This is a genomic window from Klebsiella variicola (assembly GCF_000828055.2).
Lineage (GTDB): Bacteria > Pseudomonadota > Gammaproteobacteria > Enterobacterales > Enterobacteriaceae > Klebsiella > Klebsiella variicola.
Map to the genome: position 1 here is coordinate 5,190,428 of NZ_CP010523.2, position 12,977 is coordinate 5,203,404.

13 protein-coding genes and 1 riboswitch are annotated in these 12,977 nt (G+C 56.0%); of the genes, 8 read left to right on the forward strand and 5 right to left on the reverse strand.

All coding sequences use genetic code 11. The annotated features are described in order from the left end of the window. Positions 1–335 precede the first annotated feature (335 nt). The 3 genes from malE to malG all read left to right on the forward strand — a co-directional run bounded on the left by malE (position 336) and on the right by malG (position 4,093). The gene (gene malE, locus SP68_RS24230) at positions 336–1,526 is read left to right on the forward strand and encodes a maltose/maltodextrin ABC transporter substrate-binding protein MalE (RefSeq protein ID WP_008807313.1); all 1,191 of its coding nucleotides are present in this window, start codon (positions 336–338) and stop codon (positions 1,524–1,526) included. 117 nt (positions 1,527–1,643) lie between these two features. Then, complete coding sequence (gene malF / locus SP68_RS24235) at positions 1,644–3,188, forward strand: maltose ABC transporter permease MalF (protein WP_008807314.1); 1,545 nt, start codon at positions 1,644–1,646, stop codon at positions 3,186–3,188. A 14-nt stretch (positions 3,189–3,202) separates the two neighbouring features. Beyond that, positions 3,203–4,093, forward strand: a complete 891-nt coding sequence (gene malG, locus SP68_RS24240) for a maltose ABC transporter permease MalG (protein WP_002884725.1) — start codon at positions 3,203–3,205, stop codon at positions 4,091–4,093. A gap of 192 nt (positions 4,094–4,285) precedes the next feature. Here malG and psiE read toward each other — a convergent pair whose 3' ends face one another. Beyond that, a complete protein-coding gene (psiE, locus tag SP68_RS24245) occupies positions 4,286–4,696 on the reverse strand; it encodes a phosphate-starvation-inducible protein PsiE (RefSeq protein WP_004206282.1) in 411 nt (136 codons plus the stop codon). Between the two features lie 144 nt (positions 4,697–4,840). On the opposite strand from psiE, the gene SP68_RS24250 reads away from it, so the two are divergent. Together SP68_RS24250 and SP68_RS24255 are read left to right on the forward strand one after the other, a co-directional pair. Beyond that, a complete protein-coding gene (locus SP68_RS24250; RefSeq protein WP_008807315.1) occupies positions 4,841–5,350 on the forward strand; it encodes a GNAT family N-acetyltransferase in 510 nt (169 codons plus the stop codon). An 8-nt stretch (positions 5,351–5,358) separates the two neighbouring features. Continuing rightward, positions 5,359–5,814: an acyltransferase gene (locus SP68_RS24255; protein WP_022065223.1), complete on the forward strand. Its 456-nt coding sequence runs from the start codon at positions 5,359–5,361 to the stop codon at positions 5,812–5,814. A 47-nt stretch (positions 5,815–5,861) separates the two neighbouring features. Here the strand turns inward: SP68_RS24255 and pgi are convergent, their stop codons facing one another. Then, positions 5,862–7,511 (reverse strand): glucose-6-phosphate isomerase, encoded by a 1,650-nt coding sequence (gene pgi, locus SP68_RS24260; RefSeq protein ID WP_008807317.1) that lies wholly within the window; start codon positions 7,509–7,511, stop codon positions 5,862–5,864. Positions 7,512–7,860: 349 nt separating this feature from the next. After that, positions 7,861–8,096, forward strand: a riboswitch (Lysine riboswitch). A 179-nt stretch (positions 8,097–8,275) separates the two neighbouring features. Here pgi and lysC point away from each other — a divergent pair. Both lysC and panS read left to right on the forward strand, forming a co-directional pair. Continuing rightward, on the forward strand, positions 8,276–9,625 hold the full coding sequence (gene lysC, locus SP68_RS24265; protein WP_008807318.1) for a lysine-sensitive aspartokinase 3: 1,350 nt from the start codon (positions 8,276–8,278) through the stop codon (positions 9,623–9,625). A gap of 139 nt (positions 9,626–9,764) precedes the next feature. Continuing rightward, complete coding sequence (gene panS, locus SP68_RS24270; protein WP_002884627.1) at positions 9,765–10,694, forward strand: ketopantoate/pantoate/pantothenate transporter PanS; 930 nt, start codon at positions 9,765–9,767, stop codon at positions 10,692–10,694. Positions 10,695–10,730: 36 nt separating this feature from the next. On the opposite strand, the gene SP68_RS24275 is transcribed toward panS, so the two are convergent. Beyond that, positions 10,731–11,069 (reverse strand): helix-turn-helix domain-containing protein, encoded by a 339-nt coding sequence (locus SP68_RS24275; RefSeq protein WP_008807319.1) that lies wholly within the window; start codon positions 11,067–11,069, stop codon positions 10,731–10,733. Continuing rightward, positions 11,066–11,422, reverse strand: coding sequence for a type II toxin-antitoxin system RelE/ParE family toxin (locus SP68_RS24280; RefSeq protein ID WP_008807320.1), 357 nt, complete (start codon positions 11,420–11,422; stop codon positions 11,066–11,068). The genes SP68_RS24275 and SP68_RS24280 overlap by 4 nt, the downstream gene beginning before the upstream one ends. 199 nt (positions 11,423–11,621) lie before the next feature. Here SP68_RS24280 and SP68_RS24285 point away from each other — a divergent pair, with 199 nt between their 5' ends. Beyond that, on the forward strand, positions 11,622–11,894 hold the full coding sequence (locus SP68_RS24285; protein ID WP_004177859.1) for a YjbD family protein: 273 nt from the start codon (positions 11,622–11,624) through the stop codon (positions 11,892–11,894). Here SP68_RS24285 and rluF read toward each other — a convergent pair. Continuing rightward, positions 11,891–12,766, reverse strand: coding sequence for a 23S rRNA pseudouridine(2604) synthase RluF (gene rluF / locus SP68_RS24290; protein ID WP_008807321.1), 876 nt, complete (start codon positions 12,764–12,766; stop codon positions 11,891–11,893). The genes SP68_RS24285 and rluF overlap by 4 nt on opposite strands. Positions 12,767–12,977 lie beyond the last annotated feature (211 nt).

The following is a 12,977-nucleotide window of genomic DNA, read 5'->3' on the forward strand; positions in this document are numbered from 1 at the left end:
ACACATTCAAGATGGGTCGACTATGCGGCATTCCTTAGGCTGGCAAATCCTCCACCCCCCGGCTTTTTTATGGGGGAGGAGATGGGAGGATGAGAGATTGCCTCTCGCCGCGGGGGATGGCGGACGCAGCGTGATTTCGTGATGGGGACGACAAAATTGGGCACTTTTTTCTGTGCTCCAGGACGCAATACGGCCGTTTTTGCAATGGAGATCACACAACCAGCGGGTGGGGCGTAGACCTAGGGAGGATGGAAAGGGGTTGTTAAAAAAGGAAACTCATCATCGTTAAGCCACCGAAGTGTATCCACGAGTACATCACCAAATAGGACGGGTATATGAAAATCAAAACTGGCGCTCGCATCCTCGCGCTGTCAGCACTGACCACGATGATGTTTTCCGCCTCTGCCCTCGCAAAAATTGAAGAAGGTAAGCTGGTTATCTGGATTAACGGCGACAAAGGCTATAACGGCCTCGCTGAAGTGGGTAAAAAGTTTGAAAAAGACACCGGCATTAAAGTTTCCGTAGAGCATCCGGACAAGCTGGAAGAGAAGTTCCCGCAGGTTGCGGCGACCGGCGACGGCCCGGACATCATCTTCTGGGCGCATGACCGTTTCGGCGGCTACGCGCAGTCCGGCCTGCTGGCTGAAATCACCCCGGACAAAGCGTTCCAGGACAAACTCTATCCCTTCACCTGGGATGCCGTGCGCTTTAACGGCAAACTGATCGCCTATCCGGTGGCGGTTGAAGCCCTGTCCCTGATTTATAACAAGGACCTGGTGCCGAACCCGCCGAAAACCTGGGAAGAGATCCCGGCGCTGGATAAAGCGCTGAAAGCGAAAGGTAAGAGCGCGCTGATGTTCAACCTGCAAGAACCGTACTTCACCTGGCCGCTGATCGCTGCCGACGGCGGGTACGCCTTCAAGTTTGAAAACGGCAAATATGACGTGAAAAACGTCGGCGTAGACAGCGCAGGCGCGAAAGCGGGTCTCACCTTCCTGGTTGACCTGATCAAGAACAAGCACATGAATGCCGACACGGATTACTCCATCGCGGAAGCCGCCTTCAACAAAGGCGAAACCGCCATGACCATCAACGGTCCGTGGGCGTGGTCTAACATTGATAAGAGCAAGGTTAATTACGGCGTCGCCCTGCTGCCGACCTTTAAAGGCAAACCATCGAAACCGTTCGTTGGCGTGCTGAGCGCCGGTATCAACGCCGCCAGCCCGAACAAAGAGCTGGCGAAAGAGTTCCTCGAAAACTACCTGATGACCGATCAGGGTCTGGAAGCGGTTAACAACGACAAACCGCTGGGTGCTGTCGCGCTGAAATCCTTCCAGGAGAAACTGGAAAAAGATCCGCGCATCGCCGCCACCATGGCGAACGCCCAGAATGGCGAAATCATGCCTAACATCCCGCAGATGTCTGCCTTCTGGTATGCCGTTCGTACCGCGGTAATCAACGCCGCCAGCGGTCGCCAGACGGTCGATGCTGCACTGAAGGATGCACAGAGCCGTATCACCAAGTAAGAAAACGGCGGGTGGCGCTTGCGCTTACCCGCCCTACCACTGCGGCTCGGACCGTAGGTCAGGTAAGCGAAGCGCCGCCTGACAAATAAGTTTTCACCGCTGTAGAGGATGATCCCCATGGATGCCGTTAAAAAGAAACACTGGTGGCAAAGTCCGCAACTCACATGGTCTGTGATTGGCTTACTATGCCTGCTGGTGGGTTACCTTGTTGTTTTGATGTACGCCCAGGGGGAGTACCTGTTCGCCATCATGACGCTGATTTTAAGCTCAGTTGGCCTGTATATTTTCGCTAATCGCAAGGCTTATGCCTGGCGCTATGTCTATCCCGGCCTCGCCGGCATGGGTCTGTTCGTCCTGTTTCCGCTGATCTGTACCATTGCCATCGCCTTCACTAACTACAGCAGCACCAACCAGCTGACCTTTGAACGTGCGCAGCAGGTGCTGATGGATCGCTCTTTCCAGGCTGGCAAAGCCTATAACTTCACGCTGATCCCGGCGGGGGACGAGTGGAAACTGGCCCTGACCGACGGCGAGAGCGGTAAAAACTACCTTTCCGACGCTTTTAAATTCGGCGGTGAGCAGAAGCTGGCGTTAAAAGAAACCGATGCCCTGCCGGAAGGCGAGCGCGTCAGCCTGCGCGTCATTACCCAGAACCGCACCGCGCTGAACCAACTGACCGCGGTGCTGCCGGATGACAGCAAAGTGATCATGAGCTCGCTGCGTCAGTTCTCTGGCACTCAACCGCTGTATACGCTTAGCGAAGATGGGGTGCTGACCAACAATCAGACCCACGTTAAATACCGCCCGAACAATGACGTAGGCTTCTACCAGGCGATTAACGCCGACGGCAGCTGGGGCACTGAAAAGCTGAGCCCGGGCTACACCGTGACGATCGGCTGGGATAACTTCACTCGCGTCTTCCAGGACGAAGGTATCCAGAAACCGTTCTTCGCTATTTTCGTCTGGACCGTGGTGTTCTCGGTGCTGACGGTGATTTTGACCGTGGCCGTGGGAATGGTGCTGGCTTGTCTGGTGCAGTGGGAAGCGCTGAAAGGCAAAGCAATTTACCGCGTCCTGTTGATTCTGCCGTATGCCGTACCGTCGTTTATTTCGATTCTGATTTTCAAAGGGCTGTTCAACCAGAGCTTTGGTGAAATCAATATGATGCTCAGCGCGCTGTTCGGCATTAAGCCGGCCTGGTTTAGCGACCCGACCACCGCGCGTACCATGATCATCATCGTCAATACCTGGCTGGGCTATCCGTACATGATGATCCTGTGCATGGGGTTGCTGAAGGCGATTCCGGACGATCTGTACGAAGCGTCGGCGATGGATGGCGCCGGTCCGTTCCAGAACTTCTTTAAAATTACGCTGCCGCTGCTGATCAAACCGCTGACACCGCTGATGATCGCCAGCTTCGCCTTTAACTTTAACAACTTCGTGCTGATTCAGCTGTTGACCAACGGTGGTCCGGACCGTCTCGGCACCACCACCCCGGCCGGTTATACCGACCTGCTGGTGAGCTACACCTATCGCATCGCCTTTGAAGGCGGCGGCGGTCAGGACTTCGGCCTGGCGGCGGCTATCGCAACGCTTATCTTCCTGCTGGTTGGCGCGTTAGCGATTGTGAATCTGAAAGCCACGCGCATGAAGTTTGATTAAGGGAGATAACGATAATGGCTATGGTCCAACCCAAATCTCAAAAGCTGCGTCTCTTTACTACGCATCTCCTGCTACTGATTTTTATCGCGGCGATTATGTTTCCGCTGCTGATGGTTATCGCCATCTCGCTGCGCGAGGGTAACTTCGCCACCGGCAGCCTGATCCCGGATACCATCTCCTGGGAACACTGGCGTCTGGCGTTAGGCTTCAGCGTCGAACACGCCGATGGCCGCGTCACGCCGCCGCCGTTCCCGGTGCTGCTGTGGCTGTGGAACTCGATTAAGGTCGCCGGCATTACCGCGATCGGTATCGTCGCCCTCTCCACCACCTGCGCCTACGCTTTTGCCCGTATGCGCTTCCCGGGGAAAGCGACGCTGCTGAAAGGGATGCTGATTTTCCAGATGTTCCCGGCGGTGCTGTCGCTGGTGGCTCTGTATGCGTTGTTTGATCGCCTGGGCCAGTACATCCCGTTCGTCGGCCTCAACACCCACGGCGGCGTGATCTTCGCTTATATGGGCGGTATCGCGCTGCACGTCTGGACGATTAAAGGCTACTTCGAAACCATCGATGGTTCGCTGGAAGAAGCGGCGGCGCTGGATGGCGCGACCCCATGGCAGGCTTTCCGCCTCGTGCTGCTGCCGCTGTCGGTGCCGATTCTGGCGGTGGTGTTTATTCTGTCGTTCATCGCGGCCATCACCGAAGTGCCCGTCGCCTCGCTGCTGCTGCGCGATGTGAACAGCTATACCCTGGCGGTAGGTATGCAACAGTATCTCAACCCGCAGAACTATCTGTGGGGCGACTTCGCCGCTGCGGCGGTGCTCTCCGCCATCCCGATCACGGTCGTCTTCCTGCTGGCGCAGCGCTGGCTGGTTAACGGCCTGACGGCGGGTGGGGTGAAAGGTTAAGTTTTTTTGTAACACCGGCCCCAAATTTCAGATGAGGGCCGACGGTCTAGCCGCAATACACGACCCCAACCGGGTATTGTCGCCGTCGCCCTCAGCTGAAAAAGTAAGGCCAATGCCACTGCTATCCTCAACTGGACCCTACATAAATTTTATTTGTGACTGTTGGTCAGCGGCCCTGGAGGCCGCTTTTTTTTATTCGCGTTTCAGGCGATTGGAGTTACACAGCCAGAGCGTAATCACCAGAATCAGGATCGCCGCGGAGTAAATCAGCACCGCCATCGGCGACTCATGGTCGATGATAATCAGGCGCACAATCGCGGTGATGCCGATATAGACGAAATAGCGCAGCGGGAAGTGGAACCCCGACTGAAAATACTTGACGATCAGCGCGATAAACTCGAAGTAGAGGAAGTAGACCACCAGACCTTCCACCAGCCGGTACTTACTGGTCGGCTCCGGGGTAAAGAGGACATCGGCCAGATGCAGCGTCTCTTTCCCGAGGAAGACGATCAAAATAATCCCCAGGCACAGCAGCCCAAGATTCAAAACCGTTTGCATCGCGGTGGCGATAAAATTCACCAGCGGACGATAAACCGACGACATAAATACCCCTCATCATTATGCTTCTTTGAGACCTGTATAACGCAAAAATGTGATCCAGATCGACATTATTCGCTAACTTTTTGCCACCACCGGCGAAGATGTAACAATCACAGCCCAGACGGACGGGTTAAAAAGGAAACAACCATGCTGAAGATTCGTACCGCACGCGCAGAGGATGCGGCTTTACTCAATGAAATGGGCAATGCCAGCTATCGCCATCACTTTGCTCACCTCTGGCATAACGCCGACGAGCTGGCGTGCTACCTGCAACAAGAGTATTCCCTGGCCTCGCTGCAACGCAGCCTGACCGATTCCCAGTGCTGTTGGTTGATTGCTGAAGCCCCCCACCCTGTCGGCTTTGCGAAATACGCCTGTCGTCAGGCGATAAGTCCTGAAGGTCCGTCCGGTACGCTGTTGCATAAGCTCTATCTGCTGCCTGACACAACGGGCCGACGCTACGGCGAGCAGATATTTCGCGCCGTCGAGGCGAGAGCAAAAGCGGCCGGTGAACGCTGGCTGTGGCTGGAAGTGCTCGCCGATAACCCCGCTGCGCGCCGCTTTTACGAACGTCAGGGGATGCAGCACGTGAAAGATGTCGCATTTCATTCCGCCAGCCAGCAAAGCACCTTACATATTCTGGCCAAACCGATCTGAGAGGCACTATGCATACCCTTCGGGAAACGGCGATCCGCAACGTCACCAGCGGTGAGAACGTGGTGATCTACCTGCCCGCCAACCTGTACGACTGTGTCCTTGGCGATAACGTCTTCGTCGGGCCGTTCGTTGAGATCCAGGGGAATACCCGCATTGGCGCGAACAGTAAAATTCAGTCCCATACTTTTATCTGCGAGTACGTCACCATTGGCCAGCGCTGCTTTATCGGTCACGGCGTGATGTTTGCCAACGACCTGTTTCGCGAGGGTAAACCAAACGCCGACCGCGCCAGCTGGGGGCGAATTGAGATTGGCGATGACGTGTCGATCGGCAGTGGCGCCACGATTCTGGCCGTCAGCATCTGCGACGGCGTGGTGATTGGCGCGGGCAGCGTGGTGACGAAGTCCATTACCGAGAAAGGGGTGTGGGCGGGAAATCCGGCGAGGCTGCTGCGGCGGCTGTAAAAAAAATGCCGACCTAAGGGTCGGCATTGCGTCTTAGCTGCGCAAGATTATGCGCGCCAGGCTTTATAACGGTTAATCAGGCCGTTAGTCGAGCTGTCGTGGCTGCTAACTTCGCTGCCGTCTTTCAGCTCCGGCAGGATGCGGTTAGCCAGCTGTTTGCCCAGTTCAACGCCCCACTGGTCGAAGGTGAAGATGTTGAGGATCGCCCCCTGGGTGAAGATCTTGTGTTCATACAGGGCAATCAACGCCCCCAGGCTGAACGGGGTGATTTCACGCAGCAGGATGGAGTTCGTCGGACGGTTGCCTTCAAACACTTTGAACGGCACCACGTGCTCCAGGGTCGCCGGATCTTTACCCTGATCGCGGTATTCCTGCTCGACCACTTCACGGGATTTACCGAAAGCCAGGGCCTCGGTCTGAGCGAAGAAGTTGGACAGCAGCTTCGGATGATGGTCGGACAGCGGGTTGTGGGTGATAGCTGGGGCGATGAAATCGCACGGTACCATTTTGGTGCCCTGGTGGATCAGCTGGTAGAACGCGTGCTGACCGTTGGTGCCCGGCTCACCCCAGATGATCGGGCCAGTCTGGTAGTCTACCGCGTGGCCGTTACGGTCAACATACTTACCGTTGGACTCCATGTTGCCCTGCTGGAAGTAGGCGGCAAAACGGTGCATGTACTGGTCGTACGGCAGAATCGCTTCGGTTTCTGCTCCGAAGAAGTTGTTGTACCAGATACCGATCAGCGCCAGCAGCACCGGCAGGTTTTTCTCCGCCGGGGTGGTGGAGAAGTGTTTATCCATCGCATGCGCGCCGGACAGCAGCTCAACGAAGTTGTCGAAGCCCACGGAGAGAATGATGGACAGGCCAATCGCCGACCACAGGGAGTAGCGGCCGCCAACCCAGTCCCAGAATTCAAACATGTTGGCGGTGTCGATGCCGAACTCGCCAACCGCTTTCGCGTTGGTAGAGAGCGCGGCGAAGTGTTTAGCCACGTGCTTGTCGTCGCCCGCGGTCGCCAGGAACCAGTCGCGCGCGCTGTGGGCGTTGGTCATGGTCTCCTGGGTGGTGAAGGTCTTGGACGCCACCAGGAACAGGGTCGTTTCCGGATCCACGTTCTTCAGCACTTCGGCGATGTGGGTGCCATCGACGTTGGAGACAAAGTGCATGTTGAGGTGGTTTTTGTACGGACGCAGCGCTTCGGTGACCATGAACGGACCGAGGTCGGAACCGCCGATACCAATGTTAACCACGTCGGTGATCGGTTTGCCGGTATAGCCTTTCCAGCTACCGGAGATAATCGCTTCTGAGAAGGTTTTCATCTTCTCCAGCACAGCGTTCACTTCCGGCATCACATCTTTGCCATCAACCACAATCGGCGTATTGCTGCGGTTGCGCAGCGCGACGTGCAGTACCGCACGGTCTTCGGTACGGTTGATCTTTTCGCCGGAGAACATCGATTTAATGGCGCCTGCCAGATCGGTCTCTTTCGCCAGATCCTGCAGTTTAGCCAGCGTCTCTTCGGTGATGCGGTTTTTGGAGAAGTCCACCAGCATCAGATCGTCGAACGTCGCGGAAAACTTAGAAAAACGGTCGCTATCTTTGGCGAACAGCTCGCTGATAGTGACATCTTTCATTTCGTCGAAGTGTTTCTGTAATGCCTGCCAGGCAGAGGTCTGCGTTGGGTTGATGTTTTTCATTAGCAATACTCTTCTGATTTGAGATTGTGACTTCGGTCGATTGTAGCGCCGGTGACGGAAAATTGTGATGATTTTTGTGACTTGTCCCTGACGCCGGTCAGGAATCGGGTCAAAACGGAGTAAAAAGCCCCATTAGTATAGCTATCATAAGGCTTTTTTCTGTTAGCCGCAGGGGCATGAAAAATCCGCATAACCGCAGCGTTGACATAGCTGGTGTTAAGCCTTTATATATCCGCAGTGCTTACGTATTGGTAGGTATCTATTGCTCGCGCATTTCACGCTACAGCGAAAGGGTATTCGCGGGGGATATAATGTCCCTGTTCCCCCGGCCAGGTGAAAGACGTCGGTAATTGCCAGAAGAGGTGCGTTGCCCAGGTAACCGTATTGGAGGAACCAGTCCGGGGAAAATACGTGAGGGGGAGCAACGCCGAGGTGAAAGAGCGTCTGGTCACGCTCCTCACCGGCCACAGGGGCTGAATCCCCTGGGTTGTCACCAGAAACGTTCGCAGTCGGGCGTTTCATACCCGAACACCTCAGCGCCCAGAGCGGTGAGTCGGGTCTACAAGGTGGAGCACTTCTGGGTGACATCGTAGTTGTTTATCACTCTGCGCCACCCTGTTTATCGCTCTTCCCTTGTGCCATGGCTGAATAATTTGGCCTGGCTTATTAAGACATTTTGTTGCGATCCGGCGGCGTCCAGCCCCTGCCACGATCGGTGTTCAGGAATCGTTTTAATAAGTCAGGCCCCCTGACACGAGGTTGTTATGACAGATCTAGTCGTCGCCAAATTTGGCGGCACCAGCGTTGCCGATTTTGACGCTATGAACCGCAGCATCGATGTGGCGCTGCTCGATGCCAATACCCGTATTGTTGTGCTCTCCGCCTCCGCCGGCGTGACCAACATTCTGGTGGCCTTAGCGGGAGGGCTGGAACCCACCGAACGTTTTTCCCAGCTGGATGCTCTGCGCCAGATCCAGTTCAATATTCTGGAGCGTTTGCGCTATCCCAACGTGATCCGCGAAGAGATTGAGCGCCTGCTGGAAAATATCACCACGCTGGCGGAAGCCGCCGCGCTCGCCTCCTCGACCGCCCTGACCGACGAACTGGTCAGCCATGGCGAACTGATGTCCACCCTGCTGTTTGTAGAAATTCTGCGTGAACGCGGTATTCAGGCGCAGTGGTTTGACGCCCGTAAAGTGCTGCGCACTAACGATCGCTTTGGCCGCGCCGAACCGGACATCGCCGCCGTCGCCGAACTGACCCAGCAGCAGCTGGCGCCGCGCCTGGCGGAAGGCCTGGTGGTGACGCAGGGCTTTATCGGCAGCGAAGCGAAAGGCCGCACCACCACCCTCGGCCGCGGCGGTAGCGATTATACCGCCGCTCTGCTCGGCGAAGCGCTGAATGCCACCCGCGTCGATATCTGGACCGATGTGCCCGGGATCTATACGACCGATCCGCGCGTGGCGCCAGCGGCGAAACGCATCGACGTCATCGCCTTTGAAGAGGCAGCGGAAATGGCCACCTTTGGCGCCAAAGTGCTGCACCCGGCGACCCTGCTGCCCGCTGTGCGCAGCGATATCCCGGTGTTTGTCGGCTCCAGTAAAGAGCCTAAAGCGGGCGGTACGCTGGTGTGTAAAACCACCGAGAACCCGCCGCTGTTCCGCGCGCTGGCGCTGCGTCGCCGCCAGACGCTGCTGACGCTGCACAGCCTGAATATGCTGCACTCCCGCGGCTTCCTCGCCGAGGTATTCGGCATTCTGGCGCGCCATAACATCTCAGTCGATTTGATCACCACCTCCGAAGTGAGCGTGGCCCTGACCATGGATACCACCGGCTCAACCTCTGCAGGCGATACCCTGCTGACCCAGGCGCTGCTGACTGAACTCTCCTCGCTGTGCCGCGTGGAAGTGGAGGAAGACCTGGCGCTGGTGGCCCTGATTGGCAATGAGCTGTCGAAAGCCTGCGGCGTCGGCAAAGAGGTCTTTGGCGTCCTCGAGCCGTTTAATATCCGCATGATTTGCTATGGCGCCTCCAGCCATAACCTCTGCTTCCTGGTGCCTGGCGCCGATGCGGAGAAGGTGGTGCAGAAGCTGCATCATAATTTGTTTGAGTAAAATTTCTTAGCACGATAAACAATACCTATAGCCGGGCTCGAACCCGGCTTTTTTATAACAACATCAACACAACCAGCGGACCTGCTCGCCGCCCCATCGGGATGGCGCGGCCCGGTTCGCGTATCGCAAGGAACACAACATGCTCGCAACTCTGACGCGGCTGTTCCCGTTATGGGCACTGCTGCTCTCCGTTCTGGCCTATTACACTCCCACCACCTTCACCCCAATTGGCCCATGGGTCACCACCCTGCTGATGCTGATCATGTTCGGTATGGGTGTGCATCTGAAGCTGGAGGATTTCAAACGCGTCCTGTCGCGCCCGGCGCCGGTCGCTGCAGGGATCTTTCTCCATTATCTGGTGATGCCGCTCGCCGCCTGGCTGCTGGCGCTGCTGTTTCATATGCCGCCGGAGCTTTCCGCCGGGATGGTGCTGGTCGGCAGCGTCGCCAGCGGGACCGCCTCCAACGTGATGATCTTTCTTGCCAAAGGGGATGTGGCGCTGTCGGTGACCATCTCCTCGGTCTCCACCCTCGTCGGCGTCGTGGCGACACCGCTGCTCACCCGTCTGTACGTCGACGCGCATATTCAGGTCGACGTCATGGGCATGTTGCTCAGCATTCTGCAGATTGTGGTCATCCCCATCGCGCTGGGACTGATTGTCCATCATCTGCTGCCGAAGGTGGTGAAAGCGGTAGAGCCGTTCCTGCCCGCTTTCTCGATGGTATGCATACTGGCGATCATCAGCGCGGTGGTGGCGGGTTCCGCCGCCCATATCGCCTCCGTCGGCCTGGTGGTGATTATCGCGGTGATCCTGCATAACACCATTGGCCTGCTTGGCGGCTACTGGGGCGGACGTCTGTTTGGTTTTGATGAATCCACCTGCCGTACGCTGGCGATCGAGGTGGGGATGCAGAACTCTGGCCTGGCGGCCGCGCTGGGTAAAATTTACTTCGGCCCGCTGGCGGCGCTGCCAGGCGCGCTGTTCTCCGTCTGGCATAACCTGTCCGGTTCGCTGCTGGCCGGGTACTGGTCAGGAAAGCCTATCGCCAAAAAAGCCGACAAGCGCTGAGCGTGATACGTCCGGGCGCAGGCCCGGGCGTGTGCGTTATCCAATCTGCAAACGTACTGGTTTACCTAACTTCATTAACATCATGACTAACGCATCCAGGGTAAACTTACTGGTTTTCTGATTGACCACATCTGAAATACGCGGGCGCGAAATGCTCAACTTCGCGGCAGCATCGGCCTGCTTCAATTGATGTTCATCTATCCACTCAGCGATTTCCTGCATTAACTGTCGTTTAAGCGCCATCAACTGCTCAACTTCTTTTTCCGCTTGTCCCCGAAGCTGCTCTGCGTCAGCATCATCAAAGCCCAGTTCACTGAATATATTGCTCTCTTCAGAGGTCACATGACGAATACCATCCACCCTCTTACGATTCATTTATGACTCCTGTGTTCCTGCTGTATTACCTGCAAACGGTTTCTGACAATCTGTTTTTCGTGTTCGGCGGTACGCCGCGTCTTTTTGTTAAAACAGTGCAGGACATATATCGCCTCTGCAAAACGGGCCAGATAAATTACCCGATATGCACCGGAAAAGTGGCGCAGGCGGATTTCTTCAACGCCCCGCCCCAGTTGAGGCATCGCTTTCCAGTCCGCAGCCTCTAAACCCGACTGTAAACGATAAAGCTGGAATCCGGCATCTCTGCGGACGTCCTCAGGAAACTGGCGCAGATCGTCAAAGGAAGAGCCCATCCAGACGATACGCCTTAATCTCTGTTGCTGATTGAGCATATCACATCCTTGTATAAAATTTTATACATCACCCACCCAAAATTTGTCGTCATTGGACGGTAGACGTGCCATTACCCTAAGCCAGACCCGCGCACTGGTCACGAACGAGGGAAATATTCTGCGAGGCGCTTTCCGGATGCGTTCTATTTTGCGCTGATTGCCGTACACTGGGTGCTCTGGTCTGACTGAGGGCACCACCATGGCACTCCCCCGTATTACACAAAAAGAGATGACCGAGCGCGAACAGCGCGAATTGAAAACGCTGCTTGACCGCGCGCGCATTGCGCATGGCCGCCCGCTGAGCAATGCGGAAACGAACAGCGTGAAAAAGGAATATATCGATAAGCTGATGGCGCAGCGTGAAGCGGAAGCGAAGAAAGCCCGCCAGGTGAAAAAACAGCAGGCTTATAAAACGGATAAGGAAGCGACCTTTTCCTGGTCGGCGAATACGCCGACCCGCGGCAGGCGTTAACGCCCTTTCTTTTTACGTCCCGGCTGGGTGAAACGTTTCCCGTTAGCAGCCGGGCGGCCCTTATCGTTGCTATTTTCCATCTTCACCACCGGGCGCTTGATGCCGGGAGTCGCCGCTTTGGCCTTCGGCCTGGCTTTCGGCTTCGCTTCGGAAGAGGAGTTTTCAATCAGCTTGAACAGGTCGATCAACTCGTCATCGGTTAGATCACGCCATTCCCCCAAGGGGATCCCCGTCAGGCTCACGTTCATAATCCGCGTACGCTCAAGCTTCGTCACTTCATAGCCAAAGTGCTCGCACATACGACGGATCTGGCGATTCAGCCCCTGCACCAGAGTGATGCGGAAAACGAACGGCGCCTCTTTCTTCACTTTACATTTTTTCGTCACCGTCCCGAGAATCGGCACCCCCGCGCCCATCCCGCGAATGAACTCATCGGTCACTGGCTTATCGACCGTCACCAGATACTCTTTTTCATGGTCGTTGCCGGCACGCAGGATCTTGTTCACCAGATCACCGTGGTTGGTGAGGAAGATCAGCCCCTGAGAATCTTTATCCAGACGGCCAATAGGGAAGATACGCTTGCTGTGGTTGACGAAGTCGACAATATTGTCGCGTTCGCCATCTTCGGTGGTGCTCACAATACCGACCGGCTTATTCAGCGCAATCAGCACCAGATCATCCGCTTCACGCGGCTCAATCAACCGTCCGTTCACTTTGACCAGGTCACCAGGCTTCACCTGATCGCCAATGGTGGCGCGCTTGCCATTGATAAAGACGTTGCCTTGTTCAATAAAGCGGTCCGCTTCGCGACGCGAGCAGATGCCGCTTTCGCTGATGTATTTATTTAATCGGGTTGATGAGTCGGGCAGCATAGATTCTCCTGTAAAAGCGAAATATACCCTACCTTGTGGGCGAGAAAAAAGATGTGCCTTTGCGCCCTCCGGCGCAAGGTGTGATCGACTACGCCTTTTTTCACAAAAGTGTCCCGCTCAACGCCTGGCAACTTTGCATGATGAAATATCACAGAATCAGCGATTTAGCGTGCAATGCACAAAGGTGCCAACAACCCGCTATTGATAACGC

What these genes read in the sequence shown, in the direction of transcription:
- SP68_RS24255 (WP_022065223.1), top strand. Translation starts at nt 5,359, where the DNA reads ATGCATACCCTTCGGGAAACGGCGATCCGCAACGTCACCAGCGGTGAG.
- psiE (WP_004206282.1), bottom strand. Translation starts at nt 4,696, where the DNA reads ATGTCGTCGGTTTATCGTCCGCTGGTGAATTTTATCGCCACCGCGATG.
- SP68_RS24275 (WP_008807319.1), bottom strand. Translation starts at nt 11,069, where the DNA reads ATGAATCGTAAGAGGGTGGATGGTATTCGTCATGTGACCTCTGAAGAG.
- panS (WP_002884627.1), top strand. Translation starts at nt 9,765, where the DNA reads ATGCTCGCAACTCTGACGCGGCTGTTCCCGTTATGGGCACTGCTGCTC.
- SP68_RS24280 (WP_008807320.1), bottom strand. Translation starts at nt 11,422, where the DNA reads ATGCTCAATCAGCAACAGAGATTAAGGCGTATCGTCTGGATGGGCTCT.
- SP68_RS24285 (WP_004177859.1), top strand. Translation starts at nt 11,622, where the DNA reads ATGGCACTCCCCCGTATTACACAAAAAGAGATGACCGAGCGCGAACAG.
- malE (WP_008807313.1), top strand. Translation starts at nt 336, where the DNA reads ATGAAAATCAAAACTGGCGCTCGCATCCTCGCGCTGTCAGCACTGACC.
- malG (WP_002884725.1), top strand. Translation starts at nt 3,203, where the DNA reads ATGGCTATGGTCCAACCCAAATCTCAAAAGCTGCGTCTCTTTACTACG.
- SP68_RS24250 (WP_008807315.1), top strand. Translation starts at nt 4,841, where the DNA reads ATGCTGAAGATTCGTACCGCACGCGCAGAGGATGCGGCTTTACTCAAT.
- pgi (WP_008807317.1), bottom strand. Translation starts at nt 7,511, where the DNA reads ATGAAAAACATCAACCCAACGCAGACCTCTGCCTGGCAGGCATTACAG.
- rluF (WP_008807321.1), bottom strand. Translation starts at nt 12,766, where the DNA reads ATGCTGCCCGACTCATCAACCCGATTAAATAAATACATCAGCGAAAGC.
- malF (WP_008807314.1), top strand. Translation starts at nt 1,644, where the DNA reads ATGGATGCCGTTAAAAAGAAACACTGGTGGCAAAGTCCGCAACTCACA.
- lysC (WP_008807318.1), top strand. Translation starts at nt 8,276, where the DNA reads ATGACAGATCTAGTCGTCGCCAAATTTGGCGGCACCAGCGTTGCCGAT.